Annotated in this window: 24 protein-coding genes; 16 read left to right on the top strand and 8 right to left on the bottom strand. The window is 40.6% G+C overall.

The window, feature by feature from the left end:
* Positions 1-170 precede the first annotated feature (170 nt).
* The 10 genes from LW728_RS05270 (at position 171) to LW728_RS05225 (ending at position 7,948) form a co-directional block, all read left to right on the top strand.
* The gene (locus tag LW728_RS05270) at positions 171-308 is read left to right on the top strand and encodes a hypothetical protein (RefSeq protein ID WP_284526030.1); all 138 of its coding nucleotides are present in this window, start codon (positions 171-173) and stop codon (positions 306-308) included.
* Positions 309-483: 175 nt separating this feature from the next.
* Entirely contained in the window at positions 484-1,671 is a 1,188-nt protein-coding gene (locus LW728_RS05265) for an AAA family ATPase (protein ID WP_287665984.1), read from the top strand.
* A gap of 24 nt (positions 1,672-1,695) precedes the next feature.
* Positions 1,696-2,307: a DUF4276 family protein gene (locus LW728_RS05260; RefSeq protein WP_002799501.1), complete on the top strand. Its 612-nt coding sequence runs from the start codon at positions 1,696-1,698 to the stop codon at positions 2,305-2,307.
* A 548-nt stretch (positions 2,308-2,855) separates the two neighbouring features.
* Positions 2,856-3,335: a 2-C-methyl-D-erythritol 2,4-cyclodiphosphate synthase gene (gene ispF / locus LW728_RS05255; protein WP_002800432.1), complete on the top strand. Its 480-nt coding sequence runs from the start codon at positions 2,856-2,858 to the stop codon at positions 3,333-3,335.
* Positions 3,336-3,376: 41 nt separating this feature from the next.
* Entirely contained in the window at positions 3,377-3,604 is a 228-nt protein-coding gene (gene vapB, locus LW728_RS05250) for a type II toxin-antitoxin system VapB family antitoxin (RefSeq protein WP_002800430.1), read from the top strand.
* The gene (locus tag LW728_RS05245) at positions 3,604-3,990 is read left to right on the top strand and encodes a type II toxin-antitoxin system VapC family toxin (RefSeq protein ID WP_043997655.1); all 387 of its coding nucleotides are present in this window, start codon (positions 3,604-3,606) and stop codon (positions 3,988-3,990) included. The genes vapB and LW728_RS05245 overlap by 1 nt, the downstream gene beginning before the upstream one ends.
* Before the next feature lie 92 nt (positions 3,991-4,082).
* Positions 4,083-5,840, top strand: coding sequence for an arginine--tRNA ligase (gene argS / locus LW728_RS05240; protein WP_287765554.1), 1,758 nt, complete (start codon positions 4,083-4,085; stop codon positions 5,838-5,840).
* Between the two features lie 670 nt (positions 5,841-6,510).
* Positions 6,511-6,903, top strand: a complete 393-nt coding sequence (locus LW728_RS05235) for a Mo-dependent nitrogenase C-terminal domain-containing protein (RefSeq protein ID WP_287665976.1) — start codon at positions 6,511-6,513, stop codon at positions 6,901-6,903.
* Between the two features lie 30 nt (positions 6,904-6,933).
* The gene (locus LW728_RS05230) at positions 6,934-7,692 is read left to right on the top strand and encodes a hypothetical protein (protein WP_287765552.1); all 759 of its coding nucleotides are present in this window, start codon (positions 6,934-6,936) and stop codon (positions 7,690-7,692) included.
* Positions 7,693-7,696: 4 nt separating this feature from the next.
* Positions 7,697-7,948: a hypothetical protein gene (locus LW728_RS05225; protein WP_002800425.1), complete on the top strand. Its 252-nt coding sequence runs from the start codon at positions 7,697-7,699 to the stop codon at positions 7,946-7,948.
* A gap of 42 nt (positions 7,949-7,990) precedes the next feature.
* Here LW728_RS05225 and LW728_RS05220 read toward each other — a convergent pair whose 3' ends face one another.
* From LW728_RS05220 to LW728_RS05200, 5 genes are all read right to left on the bottom strand, one after another.
* Positions 7,991-8,398 (bottom strand): hypothetical protein, encoded by a 408-nt coding sequence (locus tag LW728_RS05220; protein WP_004160914.1) that lies wholly within the window; start codon positions 8,396-8,398, stop codon positions 7,991-7,993.
* Positions 8,398-10,338 carry an AAA family ATPase gene (locus LW728_RS05215; RefSeq protein ID WP_287765550.1) on the bottom strand — a complete coding sequence of 647 codons (1,941 nt, stop codon included), beginning with the start codon at positions 10,336-10,338 and terminating at the stop codon, positions 8,398-8,400. Before LW728_RS05215 ends, LW728_RS05220 begins: the two co-directional genes overlap by 1 nt.
* A 9-nt stretch (positions 10,339-10,347) precedes the next feature.
* Positions 10,348-10,515: a hypothetical protein gene (locus tag LW728_RS05210; protein WP_192846025.1), complete on the bottom strand. Its 168-nt coding sequence runs from the start codon at positions 10,513-10,515 to the stop codon at positions 10,348-10,350.
* 80 nt (positions 10,516-10,595) lie between these two features.
* Positions 10,596-12,647 carry a DEAD/DEAH box helicase family protein gene (locus LW728_RS05205; RefSeq protein ID WP_287765548.1) on the bottom strand — a complete coding sequence of 684 codons (2,052 nt, stop codon included), beginning with the start codon at positions 12,645-12,647 and terminating at the stop codon, positions 10,596-10,598.
* A gap of 1 nt (position 12,648) precedes the next feature.
* Positions 12,649-12,975, bottom strand: coding sequence for a hypothetical protein (locus LW728_RS05200; RefSeq protein WP_002734273.1), 327 nt, complete (start codon positions 12,973-12,975; stop codon positions 12,649-12,651).
* Positions 12,976-13,243: 268 nt separating this feature from the next.
* On the opposite strand from LW728_RS05200, the gene LW728_RS05195 reads away from it, so the two are divergent.
* From LW728_RS05195 to LW728_RS05170, 6 genes are all read left to right on the top strand, one after another.
* Positions 13,244-13,945, top strand: a complete 702-nt coding sequence (locus tag LW728_RS05195) for a 16S rRNA (uracil(1498)-N(3))-methyltransferase (protein WP_287765546.1) — start codon at positions 13,244-13,246, stop codon at positions 13,943-13,945.
* Between the two features lie 442 nt (positions 13,946-14,387).
* Positions 14,388-15,017: a DUF6391 domain-containing protein gene (locus LW728_RS05190; protein ID WP_287665962.1), complete on the top strand. Its 630-nt coding sequence runs from the start codon at positions 14,388-14,390 to the stop codon at positions 15,015-15,017.
* 79 nt (positions 15,018-15,096) lie between these two features.
* A complete protein-coding gene (locus LW728_RS05185; protein WP_002800416.1) occupies positions 15,097-15,330 on the top strand; it encodes a photosystem I reaction center subunit IV in 234 nt (77 codons plus the stop codon).
* A gap of 426 nt (positions 15,331-15,756) precedes the next feature.
* Positions 15,757-17,145, top strand: coding sequence for an aspartate aminotransferase family protein (locus LW728_RS05180; RefSeq protein WP_002800414.1), 1,389 nt, complete (start codon positions 15,757-15,759; stop codon positions 17,143-17,145).
* A 5-nt stretch (positions 17,146-17,150) separates the two neighbouring features.
* Positions 17,151-18,251 (top strand): sulfotransferase family protein, encoded by a 1,101-nt coding sequence (locus tag LW728_RS05175; protein ID WP_287765544.1) that lies wholly within the window; start codon positions 17,151-17,153, stop codon positions 18,249-18,251.
* Between the two features lie 247 nt (positions 18,252-18,498).
* Complete coding sequence (locus LW728_RS05170) at positions 18,499-19,494, top strand: lysylphosphatidylglycerol synthase transmembrane domain-containing protein (RefSeq protein ID WP_287765542.1); 996 nt, start codon at positions 18,499-18,501, stop codon at positions 19,492-19,494.
* 408 nt (positions 19,495-19,902) lie between these two features.
* Here the strand turns inward: LW728_RS05170 and kaiC are convergent, their stop codons facing one another.
* The 3 genes from kaiC to LW728_RS05155 all read right to left on the bottom strand — a co-directional run bounded on the left by kaiC (position 19,903) and on the right by LW728_RS05155 (position 22,959).
* The gene (gene kaiC / locus LW728_RS05165; RefSeq protein ID WP_002800411.1) at positions 19,903-21,465 is read right to left on the bottom strand and encodes a circadian clock protein KaiC; all 1,563 of its coding nucleotides are present in this window, start codon (positions 21,463-21,465) and stop codon (positions 19,903-19,905) included.
* 193 nt (positions 21,466-21,658) lie between these two features.
* Positions 21,659-21,973 (bottom strand): circadian clock protein KaiB, encoded by a 315-nt coding sequence (kaiB, locus tag LW728_RS05160; RefSeq protein ID WP_002800410.1) that lies wholly within the window; start codon positions 21,971-21,973, stop codon positions 21,659-21,661.
* 56 nt (positions 21,974-22,029) lie between these two features.
* A complete protein-coding gene (locus tag LW728_RS05155) occupies positions 22,030-22,959 on the bottom strand; it encodes a circadian clock protein KaiA (RefSeq protein ID WP_287765540.1) in 930 nt (309 codons plus the stop codon).
* Positions 22,960-23,012 lie beyond the last annotated feature (53 nt).

The following is a 23,012-nucleotide window of genomic DNA, read 5'->3' as shown; positions in this document are numbered from 1 at the left end:
CAACAACGACCCCAAAAAATTGATGATTTGTATGGGAAAATGAATCAAAACTTGGTAAGTAAAATCCGTAACTGCCAGCAAGGCAGTGAAAAACATAATCACAAGTGTTATCATATTTAATATCTTCTCAATCTGATAGAATAAATGGCTATCCTTTGCGGTAATCGGCAGTGGATAGTCAGAAGTTAGGAGATTATCCCCAAGAAAAAACTCGGAGTGCGGTAGAATCGGGAGAGCGTTGGGTTTCATGCTTCAACCGTTCGGCAAAAGCTCACGGCCGAAGCCCAACCTACGTTCTTGTTAAATAAGATTTAGTATAACTTGATCGCTGTTAAAATTGCGGTAGAATCAGGAGAGCTAATTTGCTATAACCAGTCCAGAAGAGCGAGATTACTAAAAATTGACCAGTTTTTTGCGGGAACTGGGAAAATTAACAGCTAATCTGGGACAAGACGAGCTAAAAGCAGCAGAGAGCAACAATCAATGTCTAAAAACTCTATACCTCGAATCGAAAATCTGCGCGTGCAAAATTACCGAGCTTTACAGGACTTAGAATTAAAAAGCATTGCTCCTTTAACCGTTTTTCTCGGTCCTAATGGGAGCGGAAAATCTACCATATTTGATGTCTTTGCTTTCCTCTCTGAATGTTTTACTGTTGGTTTAAAAAAAGCTTGGGACAGACGGGGAAGATTTAAAGAATTAAGAACCAGAGGACAAGAAGGTTACATCATTATCGAATTAAAATATCGAGAAAAATTGGCATCACCTTTAATTACCTATCATTTGGCTATTAATGAAGCTAACAATCGCCCTTATGTTGCCGAAGAATGGTTACAGTGGAGACAAGGAGCGAGGGGCAAACCTTATCGCTTTTTAAACTTTAAAGAAGGGGAAGGAATAGTGATTAGTGGAGAAAATCCCCAAGAAGAAGATGAACGAATTTATGAACGATTAGACTCCTCAGAATTTTTAGCTGTTAGTACCCTCGGACAATTGGCCAAACATCCCCGGGTTAGTGCTTTGCGTCGTTTTATCACAAGTTGGTATCTTTCCTACTTAACCGCAGATAATACTCGCACTCAACCAGAAGCAGGAGCGCAAGAAAGATTATCGCCAACTGGTGACAATTTACCTAATGTTATTCAATATTTAAAAGAAGATCATCCTCAACGATTAAAATCTATTTTACAAACCCTTTCTCGTCGAATTCCTAGATTAGAAAAAGTCGAAGCATCTATTATGCCGAATGGACAGCTTTTACTTCAAATTAAAGACGCACCTTTTCAAGAGCCAATTCTTTCCAAATTTGCCTCCGATGGCACTTTAAAAATGTTGGCTTATTTAACTATATTATACGATCCAAGCCCTCCGCAAGTACTGGGAATAGAAGAACCAGAAAATCATCTTCATCCCCGTTTATTACCTGAATTAGCAGAAGAATGTCGGGCAGCGACCGCAAGTACACAATTAATGGTAACAACTCATTCTCCCTTTTTTGTAGATGGTTTGAAACCAGAGGAGGTTTGGGTACTTTATCGAGATGAAAATGGTTTTACTCAAGCTAAACGTACTTCAGCAATGCAAGGAGTTAAGGAATTTATTCAAAATGGTGCTTTGTTGGGTCAATTATGGATGGAGGACTATTTTGATGTGGGTAATCCTAGCATTTAAGTTTAATAGCAAAGGAGGGAAAAAGTGCATCTTGAATTTTTAGTTGAAGAATTTTCTACCCAAGAATGTTTAAATCAAATTTTACCTAAAATATTATTTGAGAATGTCACCTATAAAATTCATGCCTTTCGAGGTAAATCCGATTTAATCAAAAAACTACCGGAGCGATTAAAAGGCTATCAATGCTGGATACCCGATGATTATCGAATCATTATTCTTGTAGATAGAGACAATGAAGATTGTCAAATGCTCAAAGAAAAGTTAGAAAATATTGCCCAACAAACAGGACTGATCACCAAAACGATTAGTGAAGATAAAAAAACATTTCAGGTGTTAAATAGAATTGCTATAGAAGAACTAGAAGCTTGGTTTTTTGGTGATATTCAGGCTATAGTCTCAGCCTATCCCAAAGTTTCTACTAATGTGGGACAGCAAGCAAAATACAGAAAACCCGATGAAATTACGGGCGGAACTTGGGAAAACTTAGAAAAGATACTTCAAAAAGCTGGGTATCATCGAGGAGGTTTAGAAAAAGTGAAAGCAGCCCGAGAAATTTCTCAATTTATGACTCCTGCTCATAATTGTTCTCCTAGTTTTCAGATTTTTTATCAAGGTTTATTGGCGATGATTAGCTAAGGATATTTAGGAAAGTAAATGATGAAACTGCTAGATCACTGTCAAGGATAAATCGATTTTTAACTGTTGAATAAATTGTTGCATAATTGTTCAAAATTCGGTGTTTAACTATAGCGTTTCCTAAGCTAGTAAGGTACACCTATTTTTCTTCCCTTTTGCATGAGTGCCTAAAACCCATAACTTTTGTACCTTAGCAGACTGAAAAACGCTATAAATCTTATTGAAAAAGAACGTAGGTTGGTTTGAAGCATGAAACCCAACCCTCTCCTGATTCTACCGCAATTTTAACAGCGATCGAGTTATACTAAATCTTATTTAACAAGTATAGAGTGGCAAGTGAGAAGTGGGTTTTTAAAGTTGGATTAGCAGTTAATGATACTATCAAAAATTAATTTAGTATAAGCTTTCATTGTATTAGGAAAAACTTCAGCAGAATAGTTCATCCTTCCTAGCTAATTAGCTAATAAGGACAAGTGAGGGAAAATATTTCCCCGTTTCCTGTTCCCTTTGCGATAAGATAATTAATATAACTTCAAAGGTACTGCTCTATGAATATTCGTATTGGTAACGGCTACGATATCCACCGATTGGTAACAGGAAGACCTTTAATTTTAGGAGGAGTAGAGATTGCCCATACTGTCGGTTTATTGGGTCACAGTGATGCCGATGTCTTAACCCACGCTATTATGGATGCCATGCTGGGTGCGCTTAGTTTAGGCGATATCGGTCATTATTTTCCCCCCACAGACCCACAATGGCAAGGGGCGAATAGTTTAAAATTATTAGAGCAAGTTAATCAGTTAATTATCGATAAAGGTTGGCGGATTAATAATATTGATTCGGTAATTGTCGCCGAAAAACCGAAAATGAAACCCCACCTCAGTGCGATGCGAGCCAAGTTAGCAGCAACTCTCAAGATTAATCCGGACCAGGTGGGAATTAAAGCCACTACTAACGAACAATTAGGACCGGTGGGACGAGAAGAAGGTATCGCAGTTTATGCCGTGGTTTTATTGGTTAAGGAATAAGTAATTAGTAAGAATTAGCTCAAATTAAGTATCCCAAACCTATGAATATAGACACAAAAATCTTAGAAACTGTCGAAACAATGCCAGAGTTCTTAAAAATAGAGCTGCTTCACTATGCTGAATATTTGATGGCCAATTATCAATCAGATGCTATTATAGAGAAACCTTCTCTTAGAAAACGTCGTTCAGGAATTTTACAAGGTACATTTACCTTACCTTTGTCCGATGACTTTGATGAGTCTTTGGAAGATTTTCAGGAATATATGTGATGACATCTTTTCTTCTGGACACCCATACTTTCATCTGGTTAACTGAAAACGATCCTAACTTACCTAATAATCTTCGGGAGGAAATTGATTTTGCTCCTGAAGTTTATGTCAGTATTGTTAGTCTCTGGGAAATCGCGATTAAGTTAAATTTAGGTAAGTTAGTCCTACAAAAAAGTTATGAAACCATTGAAACTAAACTAGAAGCATCAGATATAACCTTACTGTCTATATCATTTTCTGATACTCTAAAAATTTGTACTTTACCCTTGCATCACCGTGATCCATTTGATAGAATGCTAATTGCTCAGTCTCTAAACAAATCACTAATTCTAATTAGTAAAGATACTAAATTTGATGCTTATAATGTACCAAGAAAATGGACATAATACCCCGTCCGGCTCAATTTTATTCAAGATGAGAGCAAGATAAATTTCCTCATTACCCATAGATTTCTAACATTCATTGCTAAATTCTCTCTATGACTGCCATTATCCAACAAATAAAAGAGCGTTTTTCCCAATCCCTAGTTAAATCCTTTGGGGAAAACTTCGCCGCTACCGATCCCCTAATTGTCGCCGCTAGTAACCCCCGTTTTGGCGATTATCAATGTAATATTTCCCTCTCTTTAGCCAAAGAATTAAAACAAAAACCCCGAGAAGTGGCGACAACTTTACTAAAAAATCTAGAGATAGATGATCTCTGTCAACCCCCCGAAATTGCTGGACCCGGTTTTATCAATCTTACCCTTAAACCCAGTTATCTAGAAACCCAATTAAAAGACCTAATTACTGACAACCGTTTAGGAGTTGCCGCTGCTAACCCCAGTCAAAAAATTATTGTCGATTTTTCCAGTCCCAATATTGCCAAAGAAATGCACGTCGGTCACTTGCGATCGACTATAATCGGTGATTGTATTGCTCGGATTTTGGAATTTCGTCATCATCAAGTAATTCGTCTTAATCACGTCGGGGATTGGGGGACTCAATTCGGGATGTTAATCACCTATCTACAAGAAGCTTATCCTAGTGCTTTAACCCAAGCAGATGCTCTCGATTTAGGGGATTTAGTTAGCTTTTATAAAAAGGCTAAAATTCGTTTTGATGAAGACGAAAACTTTAAAGAAACTGCCCGCCAAGCCGTAGTAAAATTACAGTCGGGTGATCCTCAAAGTCGTCAAGCATGGCAGTTACTTTGTCAACAATCACGACGGGAATTTCAGAAAATCTATGATATTCTCGATATAAAACTAACCGAAAGGGGGGAATCTTTTTATAATCCCTACCTTGAGACAGTAATCAGACAATTAGATCAACAGGGATTGCTAACAGAAGACAACGGCGCTTTATGCGTCTTTCTCGATGGTTTTACCAACAAAGAGGGGGAGCCTTTGCCCCTAATTGTCAAGAAATCCGACGGCGGTTATAATTACGCTACCACCGATTTAGCGGCAATTTGTTATCGAGTGCGGCAAGATAAAGCCGCAAGAATAATTTATGTTACCGATGCTGGACAAGCTAACCATTTTGCCCAAGTATTTCAGGTGGCTAAAAAAGCGGGATTTTTACCCGATAATGTGGCAGTGGTTCACGTCGCTTTTGGATTAGTTTTAGGGGAAGATGGTAAAAAATTAAAAACTCGTTCCGGGGAGACGGTAAAATTACAAGAATTACTCGATCAAGCGATTGCCTGTTCCCTAGCTGACTTAGAAAAAAGACTGGCAAGCGAGGAAAGAGAAGAAACCAGCGATTTTATCGCTAAGACTGCCGAAACTGTCGGTTTAAGTGCCGTTAAATACGCCGATCTCAGCCAAAATCGCAATAGTAACTACGTTTTCAGTTACGACAAAATGCTCAATCTGCAAGGCAACACCGCCCCCTATATGCTGTACGCTTACGCTAGGGTCCAGAGTATCAGTCGCGAAGGTGGTATTAATTTTCAGGATTTAAGTGCCAATTCATCGCTAATTCTCAAGGATGAAAGCGAATTAATTCTGGCTAAACAATTACTGCAATTTCCGGAAGTAATTAGTGCCGTGGAAGAAGATTTATTACCCAATCGTTTATGTGATTATCTTTACGAACTAAGTAAAAAGTATAATCGTTTCTACGAGAATTGTCCCGTTCTGAAAGCGGCAGAACCGATTAAAACCTCTCGTTTAGTCTTGTGTGATTTAACGGCAAGAACCCTAAAATTAGGCTTATCTCTGCTAGGAATTCCCGTTTTGGAAAGAATGTAAATCAGTTATCAGTTATCAGTTATCAGTTATCAGTTCACAGCAAAAAACTCCTGGCTCTTCTAGGTTCTGTGTGATAAGTTTAACTTACTCTATGATCGATCAATCTTTGTGTCCTTTGTGTCTTTGTGGTTCCTTCCACTCGGTCTCGCGTAGCGAGCGCGTTGCGACCGCCAGCAGGACTGTATCTTAGAATACATTTTGCCCACCAAACCTAAGAGAGCCAACTACCCAATTCATAATTCATAATTCATAATTGATAATTCCCACATCCCACCCCTTGCATTGCGTATCTTTGACAAAACTGGGTGCTATTTTATACCCAGAAAAAGTGTACTATGCTGACGTGAAAAAACCTGAGTTTTTGCTAACCTAGAAATAGCTCTAATCAGAGCCAATATCTTTGGGCGAAGCTTAGAGATTAATCTAGTTAAACTCACTGGTGACGTTATCTTATTGTCGTCTGTTGCCTATTAGCTTTCAGGTGATAACTCGGAGACAGGGAATTAGTACAAAAGTTCAAATTTCCTCTCCGCATCCCCAGCGTTCCTGTGTAGTCTTAACGAGTAATTTTATCCCAGAGATGTTATCTTTAAAGCGGCCAACTATCCGAACATCCTAGAGGATTTTCGGGAAAGAGTATTCGTCCTCTCGTAATCTCAGATAGAACCTTATGAGTCAATCAATAGAAGGTAAGGCTATGGCTGATGCTGATGTATCAGATTATACCACAAATAAAATAATTTTGTCTAATTGGATCGCCCCTTGGTCGAAAGGCAATCGGAAAAACCCGTCACCGCAACCAAAATGGGATTTATGGCAACCCCTGCGGCAACGAATTGATCGCCTAGAGATTAATACACCTGCACTAGCTCATCGGATTTGTCGTCTAATTCCGGCTCAATGTCCCTTTGCGCGGAAAATTACCCTATTTAGCTGGACAATTCTAGAGATTCCGCCCCTTTGCAAGCTAAATCCCCTCTACGAAAACCTAATGATGTTAAGATTTCGCGCTCTTTCTTACCTAGCCGATGAATGTGGAGAGGATATCGGTGCTTACTGCTAAAATGGGAGAGTGTCTTTAATCGCCACACCTATGGCCATCATCGCTCTGAAAGCTTGGTATCTGGACAAATACGAACCTATCCGCGAGGTTATCAAACGTCCCCACGACTTGCGCTTAAGTCGCAATAGTCTCTTAAAATCGGGTTTAAGGGCCGATTTTCTCGATGATAGCCTGACGATACAAGGTTCTGTCTGGTTCCAACGCTATCTAGAAGGGGAAAGGGTGGAATTTTACCTCGAAGGTAGTGGCGGTTACGTCATCTCGAATATTGACCTGATTTCCCAAGAAATTTACTTTACTAAACAGGACCTCAGCGCCTGGTTGGATCCCGTCATTTATTTTAGCTCCCAAAGCCAATTTAAGGACTCTAGCACCGCTTTAAAAACAGTTTTGACCGAAACCGTCGAAAATCTCAATAAACGCTCCCGTTTGCCCTTAACCATCGAAGAAACGCCCCGAACTGAGGGCAATGTCACCAGATTGAGTGATAGTCAATTACGCCAAATTCGCAAAAGTTTATTATTTATTGCCGATGCTACGGCGATTAGCCAAAAGGAAACGGAATTACTGCCTAGTCCCCTAGTGGGTGTAGAATTAGGTTATGCGATCGCTTGTAAACAGGGCGGACAAATTCTGCTAACCTATCAAAATCGGGCGGAATTAAAGGGTAAACTAGCTTTTGACCTGCCAAGCTACCAAAAATTAATTTTCTCGGATCCTAGCGAATTGCGTCTCACTTTTCCGCCTTTAATGGCAACTTTATTACAAAAATTCAATCTGATTAGTTAAAAAAATGAGTAGAAAAGCTGACGAGTACGCTGTACATTTGTTCTTAAGCAGTGGACATCGCGAGGAAGTCCGTTTTTTGACCATCCAAGAATTTCAAAAGTGGTACAGTAACGAATTAATTCCGAAAGCCGATTCCCAGGATTTTATCAATGTTCCGATCAGAAATATCCAAGGGGAATATATGGTTTTACGTCCGGCTAGTATCGTTGCTATTCGTGTGGAACCCGTCTTTTTTGGCAGTGTGGAAAGAATCTAATTTGTCGTTATCGCTAAAAAAGATAGTTAGATGGAGAGAATTTTAGAGATTATTGATAATTCTCTCAATATCAGCTTGAATTTGATTGCTGACTTTGCCTTGCCAGCGTTCTTTTAATTCCCTTAATCCCACTTCTGCGTATTGACAGATCTTATCTAAAACTTCTTTGCCATCGCTGGGTTGAGGATAGGAATTCTTTTTACAGATAATATAAATTCCGGCAGTTAAAGCTAAAATAACTTCCGGATCGATTTGGCTAATAGCAATTAAATCTTGTCGATTGCTCAAAGTGGTTCCGTAGATACTGAAGTCTTGTTTAATGGCAAAAGCAGCGGCGAATAAATAAGCATCTACCATGCGCTCAAAGGTTTTATTATCTTTTAGTACCTGTAGATAATTTCTGGAAGTTTCCGAGGCATAAATCTTCAAACTGGGATCGATTCTCTGCATTAGTAACTCTCCATCACTTCAATCACGGAAGCATCTTCATCGGCAGCCAAACGGTGTATTTTTAAAATATCGGTAGTGTAGGGAAGCAAGAGATTTAAAAGTCGATCGGGTAGATCGCGATCCGTTGCTAAAATAACTACTTGGGAGTTTAAATTAGAGAGAGAGTTAATAATATTTTCTCGATGTTCTTCATCTAAATTTCCAAAAGGTGTATCCATAATTAGGGGAACACAATTATCGGTTATTTGATTTAAACCAGTGATAAAAGCAAAAGCTAAAGCTTCCTTTTCTCCCGCACTTAAGACATCGGGATTTAATAATTTTCCCGTGATGGTACGGATTCCTAAAGTGTATTCGGGAGTGATTTCTACTCCTCTATATTCCTCTGGTTTGTTGGTTACTTGTAAATAGCGATCGCTGGTTACTTGATTAATCATTTTTTGGGAATTATCGATATTCCATTCGATTAATTCGTTAGTGGCATTTTTTAAACCTCTGGCCATTTTAACCTGATTAGATAACATCAATGTGGTTTTATTTTCACTAGCTAAAATTTCCACTTCTTTGCGTAAATGTTCTAATTGCTTTTCTTTGATTTCAATTTCCTTTTGCAAGCGTTCGATCTTTTCTTGGATCATCTCAACATTTTTACCAGATTCGCCAACTTTTCGCCAAATCTCATTAGCTGATTCTTGATTGGTTCCCGTGGTTTCCTGTTTTAGCTGTTTAATATGTTGATTAATTTCTTCGATTTCTTCTTCTAAACGATCTCTTTGTAAAAGCAATTGACTATAATTGCTAAATTTGGCATTATCTCGGATAATTCCCTGTAAATAAATTCTAAGTTGGTCTTTTTCTATTCTGGTGGCGTTGTCCACTTCTAAGGACTCTAGTTCGGCAATTTGTTGCAGGATAAAGTCACGAGAATTTTGATCTAAACAACGACCACATAGACAGCTTTCATCGTCAAGTATTGCTTTTAAAACTGCTGTAGAATTAGTTTTATAAGTGCTTTTTAAGCTAGTAACTTGCAAATCGTCAGCCATTTCCTGCACAAAGTTAATCAGCAAAGGTATCGAAGCTTTTTTTAACCAAGAATCGATAGACTTTTGTAGGTTATTTAACTGAGTTTGTAAACCGATACGCTTTTTCTCTAAGTTATGAATTTCCTCTTGTTTTTCTCGTAAACCTTCAATCTGTGCGGCTTTTTCTTGAGCATCATGATGGATAATTTTAGCATTTTTTTCCTCATCTTTAGCATTTTTAAGCTGACCTTTTTTAAGTTCAATGTCTCCTTCTAATTCTCGCAATTGTTTTCTCTTATCTTTTAAAGCTTGACTGGTTCCCTCTGCTTTATTGAAACGGTTTTCTAATTCTTGTAAGGCTTTTTCTGTATCATCGCGCAGATTTCTTAATTCAGGGATACCCAAAACTTTTTCAATTGCTTCTTTTGCTTCTTTAGTTTGGGTTATCTGGGTATATTGTTCAATTTTTAAGCCATCAAAACAGAAAAAATCTCGAATAGATTTAGGAAGCAATGCTTCGATATATTCCCTAGAGTTACTTCTCATGGTTCCATCTTCATAAAATAATGCTTCCTCTACGCTGGGATAAGAAGTGCTACCATTAACTTTTAATTTCGCTGTGCGACTGATAAAGTAATTTTTCTCGTTTCTAGTAAAATTTAATTCTACCCGCATTTCTTTTGCCGGTGAAGAATCATCCTTACCTCGATAAAAATAGGTTTTCAGAGTCTCTTTAGATACAATATCTCCCCCATATAGACACCATAAAATCGCCGTCATCAGAGAAGTTTTACCGTGGCCATTATTACCAAAAATAATCTGAATTTTTCTGTCGGGATGCAGGTTAAAAGTAATATTTTGACTAGGGTAACATTTCCAATTAGTTAAGCGAATTTGTTTCAGTCTCAAAGTCATAGAGTTTATTTATTGTGAGGAGTCGGTATATTTTTCGATAAGTTCGACAATTTTAGGTGATAGCCGCCGATTTTTGAGAGTAATTTTTTCTACTTCTAAAGCCATGGCTTCCCCCAGCAGTTGGGGAGGTATCTCATATTTTTGTGCCAGTTCTTCAATTTTAGCAGTTATATCCATGGATTTTCTGGGGGTTGGGGAGTGGGTATTGTCAAGTCTTAATGCTTATTTGCCAAGAGATACCTTGATGAGGATAAATTTTATAACAGATCTGAGTAGGTAAAGCCATAGTAACTTAATTCTTGGACTAATCTGTTGATAACTGTAGCTTGATTGCTGGCTGCCCGGGCAAAATCAATAACTCTTTTGATCTCCGATGCAATTAATTTTACCTCACCATCGCCCCAAGGAGGAACCACCAAGACATCGATTAAAGTCGCTTTCTTCTTTGCCACGGCTGCCCGGAGAATTCTGCCGCGACGTTGAATAAATTGACGAGGAGAAGCATCAGCAGCGAGGATAATTCCCTGACTGACTTGTGGGATATCAACTCCCTCATCGAGACATTTTACCGCCACTAATGCGTCAAGATTTCCCGAAGATAACTGTGATAATAACATAACTCGATCGCTGTCTAAGGAACTATAGCGAGCGACTCTTTTTCCCTGACGCGCCAATCGGGTACTAATAGCAGTTGCTTGGGCAATATCGGCACAATAAATTAATGTTTGTTCTAAGGTGTGTTCAGCCAGAATACGATCAATTATAGTTAATTTTGCCCCCGCTGCTTTAATTAATTGCGCCCGTTGAATTAATAAACAATTCACTGCTTTACTGTCTTCTTGAGTAAATAAGCGAGCAATTTTTGCAGTTAACTGACAATATTTTTCCTGTTCTTCTTCTGCGAGATAGGTGACATAAACGTGATAATCGTACTCGCACAAAATACCCTGCTGAATAGCTAACTCTAACCCGTATTCATAGACAATTCCCCCAAAATAATCTAAAACTTTTTCCGTACCGAGTTCATCGTAGGCACGCAAAGGAGTTGCTGATAAACCCAAACGATAACTAAAATCATCCCGTAAAAGACGCTGATAAACTCCCGCACCAGTAGCGTGAACTTCATCGGCAATTAATAAAGATTCTTTTGGCAAACCTCCCGCATCAGTAATTAAATCACTAACGGTATTTTTAGCCAACTCTCCATAGGTTCCCACCACAATTACAGGATATCTCTGAGAGGGCAATTCTTGATGATTAATTAACCGTAATTTGCGAAATAAAACCTCACGCCAAGCACGAGAATTACCCATCGCTACCACAGGAAAAGCATAGGTAGTTCGACAGTTTAATTCTTTCACCCACTGCTGGACTAATTCTTTAGTAGGTACACCGATAACAATTAATTCTAACCTTGATAAACCACTAGCGGCAGCCAGGGCTGTAATCGTTTTTCCCGCTCCTGTTGCCATGGCAAGTATCCCCTGATATTTGGCTTGTTTCCATGCACTTATTGCCTCAATTTGACGGGGCTGGGGTGTTATTTTTAGGGGAGAGGATAACTGATATTTGCTGGTATCGGCGGCAACTTTAAAAGTTTTTTTGCTACTGCTATCGGGTTCGGTAGTGGGTGGAAAATCAGGACGAAATTTTAAGAGAGATTGGGCTGCTGCTGCGGGAAAATCCCAAATATCTAGATGGGGAGTTTGATTGTGCCAGAGTTTTTCAAAATTATCAATTTTTCTCTGAACTCTTAGCTGTTCCTGAGATTGCCAAGAGCGAAAAATATCGATACACTCGAAATTATCCTGTAAACTGCTGTGACTTTCATTCGCAGAACCAGTAAAAGCGATCGCATTTTCAAAAGCATCAATAAATAGTCCTAACTTTTCATGATATAAGCCAAAATTAACTAAGTTTTTGGGAATGGCTAATTTAATTTCTAAGACTCCTTGACTTAATAGCCACGCTAAACAGGCAAAACGATTTTTAGTAATTTCGTCTAAGTCAATTTCTAGAACTGATAACAAAGATTTAGTAATCACTTCTTCCCTTTGCTTTAATCCCTGAGTAATCGCCTCTATATCCTCTCTCGAGAGATAGGGAGAAGCAATTAAACGCATTTTTCCACCTCCGCGAATTAAAGCGGTTAATCCTTTAGCTAGAGAGACAAGGGAAGAACTAGAAAAAAAGCCGACTGCTCGACAATAGAGGGTAGATTGTGCTAAACAAGGTAGATAAAAATCGGCAATGAGATTATGGCGATCACTACGGTATTCTTCTAATAAGTCTAATTGTTGTAGTGGCAATTTAAATTCCTCCTCGATCTCGTTTTAGATCATAAATAACTTTTTCATAACACCAGCTTTTACTGCGTTGGGGATTTCTCAATCTAATATTTAAAAGCAATCGAGTCGCTAAAGCTTTATCTCCATTCACGAGGGTTAAAAGTTCTCTTTCTAAGTAGAAAAGTTTAGGCTGACTGATTGGCAAATTTTGACGATTATTTTTAGAAGTAGCTCTTTTCGGTTTAGTGGGGGATAAAGATACGGTATCGACTAACCACCAGATAGCTACAGCTAACCCCAACAACAGCACCCCCATAAAAGAGTATAAAACGATGCCTAGTAAATTCATTAATCAATTCCCGTGTTTGTTAATGATCAAGATTTTAGGCTAATCTACCGGCTCTTCTCGACTTTGTGTGATAATTTTTGCTTATGGAATCGTGAAATGCTTATCGGGTAACACTTTTAGGACTATTTTGTCGAAGAAACTATCAGTATAGACCTCGTTTCCACACAGAAACCAGAAGAGCCATCTACCCCATACAAAAACACCATAAAAGCTAAAATAGATAGCTGACAGTGATTCTGAACACAATAGTAATATAGACTAAACCGCCTTGTATTACCGTCTTCTTCTTGATTTTAATACCCTAGAAAACGGGTTAATTGCCTTAACACCCGAACAAAGTCATTATCTTAAAAAAGTTGTTCGTTTAAAATCCCATGAACGTTTTATTGCCCTCAATGGACAAGGACAAGCGTGGTTAGCAGAAATAATTGATAATTCGGCCCATCTTTTAGAAGCGATAAACGAAACTAGCGAACTACCAGTACAAGTGAATTTAATGGTAGCAATTCCCAAAAATGGCTTTGATGATATCGTTCGCGCTGCCACCGAATTAGGAGTTTATCGGATTATCCCGCTGCTGACAGAACGCGGTTTAGTTAATCCTAGTCCTCAAAAAATCGACCGTTGGCGAAAAATTGCCCGGGAAGCTGTAGAACAATCAGAAAGACAGATTATTCCCATTATCGAAGAACCACAATCATTTTTAGCCATCCTTAAGCGGGGAGCTAACCCACAGACAACTTGTTATATTGGTGTTACCCGTAGAACAGTGGCCCCGCTACTTGCTCAATTGCAAACATCAACCGAGATAACCATGGCCATCGGACCGGAAGGGGGATGGACGGAGGCAGAAATAGAACAAGCGCTCGCCGCTGATTTTCTACCTGTATCACTGGGAAAACGCATTTTGAGAACAATTACAGCTCCCTTAGTGGCTCTTGCTATCATTAACGCCTATTTAGACAGCTAATTGACTACAGTTTCTATGACCAAGACCAGCAATCCAGATAACTGGAATCATTTCGCTTCTTACTTAGGGTTTGCGGCAAAAAGTTTTTCGTGGAGGCAGGGTGTGGGGTGTAGGGTGTAGGGTGTAGGGTTTTACCGATTTTCAGGGGGTCAATTACCCAATTTTCAGGGAAAAAGTCCAGGGATTTTCCCCCTGCTCACTCCCATGCCTGGCACTTTTGGAATTCAAAAAAGTCTAGAAGTCTTATCCAACAAGGTTTTTAGATTTATTCAGCCAACCTTACCTAAAGCAAGAACTAGCAGCAGTTACCCTGTGGTCAGATTTTCCCTTTTTTGCCGAAACCACCCTGGTCAATCCCCATTAAAGACACCTACTGGGACACCGCCTTGCAACCCTATAGCACCCTCATCTTCCCCGAAAAAACTCCCCCTACCGCAACTTTATGACCTCTAGTAGCCCTTCTAACCCCTCTTTTGACTGGTTTAACCCCTCGCCCCAGCAAGACAGCGATTTACTGGCACAAATCGGCTTTATCCCCGGTTTCAAAGAATTTCTGACCCTGCGACAGGTTCACGCCTTGGAACACGCCACCGTCTGGGTATTAAGCGAAATGGCTGCCCGTCGTCAATCGCCTTTTGACCATTCCCAAGCAGATAACGAGGCCCTGGGAGGACTCTCCACCGATAGGGGTTTTTATCTCTACGGACAGGTTAATACAAATGAACTGCAAATTGCGGCCAAACAGGCGCTCCATCGTCTCAAAAATGGCGAGGGGCAATTGGCATTACATCCGCGTTGTGGCACCAATTTATCGGTAACTTTAGCCTTAACCGCCGGCTTAGTCTTAGGAACTCATCTTATCTTCCCCAGAGGTCCGATTTCTCAGTTATTAGGCTTAGGTTTAGCCACTGCCACCGCTTTTCAAATCGGGCCAGATGTGGGAATGTCGGCCCAAAAATACCTGACCACAGCCATTCCTTTTAACTTAACAATCGTTAACATTGCACCAAAGGCAGACCTATGGGGACGTTCGGGGCATTTTGTCCAAACAGAGTGGCAAGATTTGCAATAAAACTTAAAGTAAAAACCCTTTCGGCAAACTCGCTCTGATTGTAACCTGTTAACTAAACCCTTAAAAAAAAACAACAGCTATGCCTGGAATCGAACGCGGAGCCGAAGTTAGAGTCAAACGGAAAGAGTCTTACTGGTACAACGATGTGGGAACCGTAGCCAGTGTTGATAAAAGTGGTATCCTCTATCCCGTTATCGTCCGTTTTAACACTGTTAACTACCACGGTTTTAGTGGTAGCGCCGGTGGACTGAATACCAATAACTTCGCTGAAAGTGAATTGGAACTCGTTAAGGCTGCCCCCGCTAAGAAATAAAGCTGACTAAAATTCAGCCTATCATCACCGACTGACTGACAGGAATTCTCTCTTGTTGGTCGGTTTTTTTATAGCTGTCAGTAATCAGTTATCAGTAATCAGTTATCAGTTATCAGTTATAAGTTATAAGTTATAAGTTATAAGTTATCAGTTATCAGTAATCAGTTTACTGATATTACATTTTGGGCGCACGCGATGCGCCCCTACCATATAAAAACTGAATAATAAATTATTTAAAATTTGCTTTAACCTTTAGCCCACAAGAGTTAATTAGTTTAATTATTCTAGATAAGTTCTTAAATGCTTGACAAAATATATTGAATAATTTATAATATTAAGTAACCAAAAATCATGATAATGTGCTATGGACATAATCGGTTTTGAGGTGTTTGAAAAATAGTTTTTCAGTAATCAAATCTGGAATTTATGAGCATTTTAGAACTGATAGAAAAAAGACTAGAAGAAAACTTTGCCCTCCACGAACAATACCTAAACCCCCAGATGGTTAGGGTACTAAAAACGATCGGCTATGATCGCCACTACGTTAAAGCCCAAGGTCCGTACCTATTCGACAATCAGGGGGAAAAGTATCTGGACTTACTGAGTGGTTTTGGTGTTTTCGCCCTCGGACGCAATCACCCCAAGATCGTGCAAGCTTTACAGGAGGTATTGACGGCAGCATTACCCAATTTAGTCCAATTGGATGCTTCTATCCTAGCGGGATTGCTGGCCGAACGGTTAGCAGCGATCGCACCTCCCGGATTAGAACGAGTTTTCTTTGCTAATTCCGGCACAGAAACCGTCGAGGCTGCCATTAAATTCAGCCGCTACGCCACCGGACGCAGCAAAATTGTTTACTGTCAGGGAGGCTACCACGGGTTAACCATGGGTTCCCTTTCCGCCACCGGCGATCCCCATTATCGCCAGGGATTTGGGCCTTTTGTCGCCGATTTTGAGGAAATTCCCTTCGGCGATCTGGCTGCGCTCGAAAAAGCTCTAATTAACCAAGAAGTAGCGGCTTTTATTACCGAACCGATCCAAGGTCACGGAGTGAGAATTCCCGAACCGAACTATCTCCCCGCAGCGGCTGCCCTTTGTCGTCGTTACGGCACTCTTTTTGTGGCCGATGAAGTGCAGACCGGTTTGGGCCGGACTGGCAAAATTTGGGCAGTGGAACATTGGGGGGTAGAACCGGACATTTTATGTGTTGCCAAGGCTCTTTCGGGCGGTTTTGTGCCAGTGGGAGCGGTTCTCTGTCGTCGCTGGATCTTCGATCGAGTATTCGATCGCATGGATCGTTCTGTGGTTCACGGTAGCACTTTTGGTAAAAATAATCTGGCCATGGCCGCCGGTATTGCCACTTTACAGGTGATTGAAGAGGAAAAATTAGTCGAGCGATCGGCCGTAATCGGTCAACAAATTATCGCAGAACTACGGCCCCTCGTAGATCAGTACGAATGTTTGCAGGAAGTGCGGGGATTGGGGATGATGATCGCCTTGGAATTTGCCGAGCCGAGCAGTTGGTCACTAAAAGCCGCCTGGAAAATGCTAGAAACCGCCAATAAAGGGCTATTTTCCCAGTTAATCGTCGTTCCCCTCTTTACCCGCCATCAAATTCTCTCGCAGGTTTCCGGCCACGGCATGAATATCATCAAGTTTATCCCCCCCCTCACCCTCTCCGATGAGGATTGCCGTTGGCTTGTCACCGCCGTTAAAGATGTGGTGGCTGATGCACACCGCTTCCCAGGGGCCGCTTGGGAATTCGGTAAAACCTTGGCCAGCCAAGCTATCCGCCAAAAAACCGCTAAAAAATAGTTAATATGTCCAGTTTGTTTCATCCCCTCTGCGGTAGCAACCTTAGCACTCTCCTTCGTTTGTTTTTGACCAATGGCGGCATTAATCGCCCCAATTTGGCCCCAGCAACCCTGGCGCTGGCAGTTACCCTGGCGCGACTGCCTTTTTCTACCCTAGAACGAATTTTAATGACAGGGTTTTATGAGCGCGGCGTACAGGTAAAAGCACCCATTTTTATTGTCGGCTATTGGCGCAGCGGCACGACCCATCTCCACAATTTACTCGGTCAATCGGAGCATTTTGGCTATATTTCGCCCCTAGCGGTGGGATTACCCTGGGATATCCTCGGCATCGTCCGCTTATTTCAACCGCTGCTAGAATTGGCCCTACCTAGCGATCGCCATGTGGATAACGTCGCCGTTACTCCCGATTCCCCCCAAGAAGACTCGATCGCCCTAGCCAGCATGATCCCCCTTTCCTACTACCATGGTTTATACTTTCCCCAACGTTTTCAGTATCATTTCCAGCGAGGGGTTTTTTTTCAAGGCTGCAGCGAGAAAGAAATCGCCACTTGGCAGCGTTGGCATACTCATCTATTAAAAAAAGTTTCCATACATCAAAAAGGCAAACAATTACTAATCAAAAACCCCGTTTATACGGCACATATTGCCAAATTGCGAGCTATCTGGCCCGATGCTAAATTTATTCATATCTACCGCAATCCCTATCTAGTTTTTCCCTCAACCCGTCACTTTTTTACCCGCATCCTACCGGAACTAGCACTACAATCCTACGATAATTTATCCACGGATGAAATCGAGCAGGTAATTCTGAAAAGTTATCCCTCAATGCTTAATTCTCTCCTGCGAGATAGTGCCGATTTACCCGCCGATAGTTTTGTAGAAATTCGTTTTGAAGATTTAGAAAAAGACCCCCTAGCACAAATCGAGAAAATTTACAATCAACTGCAACTTCCCGACTTAAAAATATCCAGGCCTCGCTTTGAGAAATATATCGCCAGTCTGCAAGGATATAAAAAAAATAATTATCCCCCAGATGCAAAAGCGATCGAGTTAGTCGAATCCCATTGGCTCCCATTTATTCAACGTTGGAATTATTTTCAGTGATCAGCTTTTTCAGTTATCAGTTACCAGTTATCAGTCACAATTCATAATTCATAATTCATAATTCATAATTCATAATTCATAATTCATAATTCATAACATAATTCATAATTCATAATTCATAATTCATAATTCATAATTCATAATTCATAATTCATAATTCATAATTCATAATTCATAATTCATAATTCATAATTCATAATTCATAATTCACAATTCACAATTCACAATTCACAATTCACAATTTAGTATGAAATATCTTAAATTTATCTTTCTGGGTTTAGGTTTTGTTTTACTAGGGGTAATTTTACGCCAAACCAATCTACAAGAAGTTTGGCAACAAATCACCCTAGTCAGTTGGTGGGGAATGACAGTAGTGATTATTTTTTATTTCCTAGAATTCCTCACCGATGTTTTTACTTGGCAACTAACTTTTAAAAGCATTCCTATCCAACCTCGATGGACAATTCGCCTATTATTAATTTACATGGTAGGGGCAGCCTTTAATCGCGTGACTCCCTTCGCTTCTTTGGGAGGAGAAGGTTTTAAAGCAGTGATGTTAAAAACTCACTATCAGATTAGCTATAAAGAAACCAGTGCCTCGATTATTCTGACCAAGACATTAAATACTGCTTCCCTTGTCTTCTTTGCAATTATCGGTTTTTTTCTGCTCCTCGCTTCCCCAAAATTTTCTAATTCTTTTAAAACTTTTACCGGATTAAGTCTCGCTATATTCTCCAGTTGTATCCTGATATTTTTCTTGATTCAGCGATTCCGTTTATCCTCCCGAATAGTTAATCGATTAGGTCATTCTTTTTTATGCGATCGCCTAGCTAAACCTTTAGAAAATCTTCGCAGTGTCGATGATCGTTTAGGGGAATTTTACCGGAATCTGCCCCTATTTAGAAATGGCTTGATCGTCGGTTTTCTCAATTGGCCCCTCGGAGTTTTAGAAATCTATGTTTTAATGCAACTTCTCCAACATCCGATCACTTTTGCCGATGCTTGGTTATTTGATTCCGTTGCCCAATTAGTGCGCGCTGGAACCTTTTTTATTCCCGCTAATATCGGTACTTTAGAAGGTTCTTTAGTGCTGCTGGGTGCTTCTTTAACCGGTAGTCTAGAATTAGGTTTAGCGATTTCTGTAATTCGCCGGGTTAAAGATATTCTCTGGATTATCTTAGGTTTGTTGATCTGGTGGTTATTTTCCCTAAGACCAACTTTACCCGATCGCCCTTCAAAATAATCTCAATCATACTAAATCCGTTGAGTATAGGTAACATATCAGGAGAAGCACTCATGTACTCATGCAAAAAGGGGAATAAATAATCAGTCTTTAATAACCAGATTTAGTATTATCAGTAACTTTTAAATTAGTACAAATATATGAACAACTGCGTGTAAGCATCCCACCGAAAAGCTAATGCGCGGGGGTTTGGGGGCGGCGCCACGCCCCCAACGGGGGGTTTGGGGGGTAGAACCCCCCAAAAGTCTGGATTGAGGACAAAAAATCTAGAAAGCACAGTTTTTAAAAATTCGCCTGGTTAAAGATATTCTCTAGATTATCTTAGGTTTGTTGATCTGGTGGTTATTTTCCCTAAGACCAACTTTACCCGATCGCCCTTCAAAATAATCTCAATCAGTCAACTGCCGATTATTCATCCTGTAATTTTTCGCGCACATTGCGAACAATCCGCGATAATTCAGTCTTTTCATCGACGCTAATTTTAGTCGGAGAACCACTAATAATCCGCTCGTAATTGCGGAAAGAATCCTTGATATCCGCCCCATCCTGACTGATAGTATATTCACGAATCCCTTTATCGTGCCAAGAACCGCGCATCTTAAAGACGTTAATCGCTCGCGACATTTCGCCGCGAATTTCCACATACTGCAACATTAAAATCGTGTCGGTAATCGTAGAAATATGGGATTCGGTGATCGAGTGCGCTCCCATAAATTGGTCGGTGGTATTGGTGAAAAATCCCGTAATTTCCTCCTGTTTGGCGTATCCTGTCACCCCGATCACAAATTGCCGAAAAGCATTATTTGTCACCCCCCGCGCGAGTGCCGATAGAGAATCAATAGCAATACGAGAGGGTTTAAATTCCGAGATTTCCGACTTAATCATCTGTAAATGGTCTTCTAATCCCGCCGATTCGGGGTAAGAACACAATAATTTTAATAATCCCTTGCGTTCCATCTCCTCAAAATCGATCCCCCAAGAAGAGGCATTTCGGGACAATTGGGCGCGAGATTCTTCATAAGCGAACAAAATCGCCCGCTCACCGCGCCTACAGCCTTCTTCTAGAAATTTACTGACTAAGAGAGTTTTACCCGTACCGGTTGCTCCTGTGGCCAAAATAATCGAATCCTTGAAAAAACCGCCTCCACACATATCATCGAGGGTTTTTACTCCCGAAGAAATGCGGACATTAGAAGAGCGCTGAGTTAAACGCATGGCTCCGAGGGGGAAGATATTAATGCCATCATTGGTGATAGTAAAGGGATATTCCCCCTTCATGTGGGTTGTTCCCCGTAATTTGAGGATTTCCGCGGTTCTGCGTCGCCTTTCTCCCTCTAGCACGTTCCGCATAATTACCACATTATCAGAGACAAATTCCTCTACACCAAAACGCGCCACCGCTCCGTATTCTTCGATACGTTCCGTGGTCATAATTGAAGTCACTCCTAATAATTTTAACCTGGCGACGAGCCGAAAAATTTCCCGCCGCACCACTGACACCGCTTCGTACTGCTGAAAAACAGCAGTTACAGAGTCAATTGATACCAGTTTTGCTTTATATTTGGTAATTGCGTATTGAATGCGCTCGATCAGGGCCGAAAGATCAAAACTACCCACCACCTCTTGACCTTCCGGATCCGGAGAAGCATCGAGAATAAATAACTTACCCTGGTCAATTAATTCTTCTAAATCCCAACCAAAACTATAGGCATTTTGGATGATATCGGTGGGAGATTCTTCAAAAGTAACAAACAGGCCCGGATAGTCAAAATACTTGATCCCGTGGTAGAGAAATTGAACGGCAAGCAGGGTTTTTCCCGTGCCAGAAGTGCCACTCACTAAGGTAGTTCGCCCCATGGGTAAACCACCGTGAGTGATCTCATCAAAGCCTTCAATTAGGGTTCTAATTTTGCGAACACCTTTCGGTTTAATCGGTGGATTTGCTTGGCTATTAGAGTTAGATTGAGTCATTATTTATCCAGCGAGTATTTAAAGAGTAGGATTTTTATCTAATTTTTCCACAGAAACATATCGGGACTGACTAGACACTTTACACTATCTTGATTGCCATTGACTCTTGACTTTCCCATAGACGTACTAGATTACGCCCCGATCATTTCTCCTTCAATAAATATAACCCGTCTAATCACCTATTGCCGAAGGCCTAGCCATCATTTTCTCGTTCGCGAATTTCCTCGTACAGTAAGTCTAACCCGATTAGAACCTTCTCTCGATCGGACAAATCACCGATAATTTTCCGCACTGGGGGAGGGAGGACTTTCGCAAGGGTAGGAGTGGCGAGAATCTTGTCTTCCTCCGCTAGTTGCGGGTTTTTCAGCACGTCAATCACCTTGAGCGCATAAACTCCCTGAAATTCCTCTTCTAGGATATTTTTCAGGGTTTTTAAGGCTCGCACGGAGTTGGGGGTGTTCCCGGCGACGTACAGTTTTAAAACATAGGTTTTTTTAAAGACGCTCATAGGTTAGGATCAAAGGGGCTGGGGATATGAGTTCATCGCTATTTGTCTGGGATATTTTAGTCTATTCCCAATAATAAATCATAAGGGATATCCTCGCGAGGTATGGAACGACGGTACATTTCCCCTAGGTGAGCAAGGATATCAATGAGAGCGAGACGATAATCTAGGAGAATTTCCTCACTTCTGCCTTCTAATTTTAACTGTTGGGAAAATTCATCCATTAACTCCATGTGAATTTCCAGAATTTGCGACACTGAGAGATCGGTAAAAAAGACATTATTAACCAACTCATCGATCGCTTGATTAATCGGATAATCCTGTTGGAAGTAATTTAAAATAATCTCCCGATAATCTGCTCTTACTTCCCGCAGTAATTCTTTTTTTTCCTCCGGGGCAAGATTGCGATAAAATAGCTGCGGGTTGCGTTTGTAGTAAACACCTAAATAGCCGAGTCTTTCTTTTAATTTTTCCGCTAAACGGCGCTGTTGTAGGAGGAGAAAACTGTGATTATTTGCCACGGGATTTGGTTGGTTAACAATCGTGGTACGCTCGGAAAAAGAGCAATTAGGAGCTAAATGGAGAAATCTAGCGATCGCTTGGTCGATGACGGAGGTGATGCTGTCTAATTCGTTGACGGTAATTTGTAATTCGGCACTATGATAGAGACAGGTGGGAGAGTCATTCGTCTCGGCAGTGATGTTCTTGTCAGCGACAATGATCACTACTGGCAGCAAAATCCCCCCTTCGTAGAGTTGATTAAAAGTCGGCTGTAGGGAAGGGTGAAAGACCACCAGCAAACAATCGATTTTTTCCTTCTGTGCCTCGATATTAGCCAGTAATTCGCTAGAAGACGACCCTAGGGTTAGATTATAGCGTTCATTAGCCAATAAAGCCGTCAAAGAATTAACCAGCCCCAGGGGTGAACTCACTCCCGTCAAGGGTGGGTCCGTTGGGACAAAAGCATAAATAGTCAGTCTCGGAGGCAACGTTTTCTCACCCGCAAGGTAGATAGAAAATAACAAACTATAGGTTAGACTTT

It is taken from the genome of Microcystis sp. 49638_E5 (assembly GCF_021300285.1).
In the GTDB taxonomy this organism is placed as follows: domain Bacteria; phylum Cyanobacteriota; class Cyanobacteriia; order Cyanobacteriales; family Microcystaceae; genus Microcystis; species Microcystis aeruginosa_C.
Note: the sequence above shows the minus strand (reverse complement) of the source record. Positions and strands in the feature narration are given on the sequence as shown.

Coding starts and splice junctions, on each gene's coding strand:
- kaiB (WP_002800410.1), bottom strand. CDS start 21,973: ATGAGCGTCTTTAAAAAAACCTATGTTTTAAAACTGTACGTCGCCGGG.
- LW728_RS05220 (WP_004160914.1), bottom strand. CDS start 8,398: ATGCAGAGAATCGATCCCAGTTTGAAGATTTATGCCTCGGAAACTTCC.
- argS (WP_287765554.1), top strand. CDS start 4,083: ATGACTGCCATTATCCAACAAATAAAAGAGCGTTTTTCCCAATCCCTA.
- LW728_RS05170 (WP_287765542.1), top strand. CDS start 18,499: ATGAAATATCTTAAATTTATCTTTCTGGGTTTAGGTTTTGTTTTACTA.
- LW728_RS05245 (WP_043997655.1), top strand. CDS start 3,604: ATGACATCTTTTCTTCTGGACACCCATACTTTCATCTGGTTAACTGAA.
- LW728_RS05230 (WP_287765552.1), top strand. CDS start 6,934: ATGGCCATCATCGCTCTGAAAGCTTGGTATCTGGACAAATACGAACCT.
- LW728_RS05235 (WP_287665976.1), top strand. CDS start 6,511: ATGAGTCAATCAATAGAAGGTAAGGCTATGGCTGATGCTGATGTATCA.
- vapB (WP_002800430.1), top strand. CDS start 3,377: ATGAATATAGACACAAAAATCTTAGAAACTGTCGAAACAATGCCAGAG.
- LW728_RS05185 (WP_002800416.1), top strand. CDS start 15,097: ATGCCTGGAATCGAACGCGGAGCCGAAGTTAGAGTCAAACGGAAAGAG.
- LW728_RS05225 (WP_002800425.1), top strand. CDS start 7,697: ATGAGTAGAAAAGCTGACGAGTACGCTGTACATTTGTTCTTAAGCAGT.
- ispF (WP_002800432.1), top strand. CDS start 2,856: ATGAATATTCGTATTGGTAACGGCTACGATATCCACCGATTGGTAACA.
- LW728_RS05210 (WP_192846025.1), bottom strand. CDS start 10,515: ATGGATATAACTGCTAAAATTGAAGAACTGGCACAAAAATATGAGATA.
- LW728_RS05190 (WP_287665962.1), top strand. CDS start 14,388: ATGACCTCTAGTAGCCCTTCTAACCCCTCTTTTGACTGGTTTAACCCC.
- LW728_RS05265 (WP_287665984.1), top strand. CDS start 484: ATGTCTAAAAACTCTATACCTCGAATCGAAAATCTGCGCGTGCAAAAT.
- LW728_RS05175 (WP_287765544.1), top strand. CDS start 17,151: ATGTCCAGTTTGTTTCATCCCCTCTGCGGTAGCAACCTTAGCACTCTC.
- LW728_RS05215 (WP_287765550.1), bottom strand. CDS start 10,338: ATGACTTTGAGACTGAAACAAATTCGCTTAACTAATTGGAAATGTTAC.
- kaiC (WP_002800411.1), bottom strand. CDS start 21,465: ATGACTCAATCTAACTCTAATAGCCAAGCAAATCCACCGATTAAACCG.
- LW728_RS05200 (WP_002734273.1), bottom strand. CDS start 12,975: ATGAATTTACTAGGCATCGTTTTATACTCTTTTATGGGGGTGCTGTTG.
- LW728_RS05180 (WP_002800414.1), top strand. CDS start 15,757: ATGAGCATTTTAGAACTGATAGAAAAAAGACTAGAAGAAAACTTTGCC.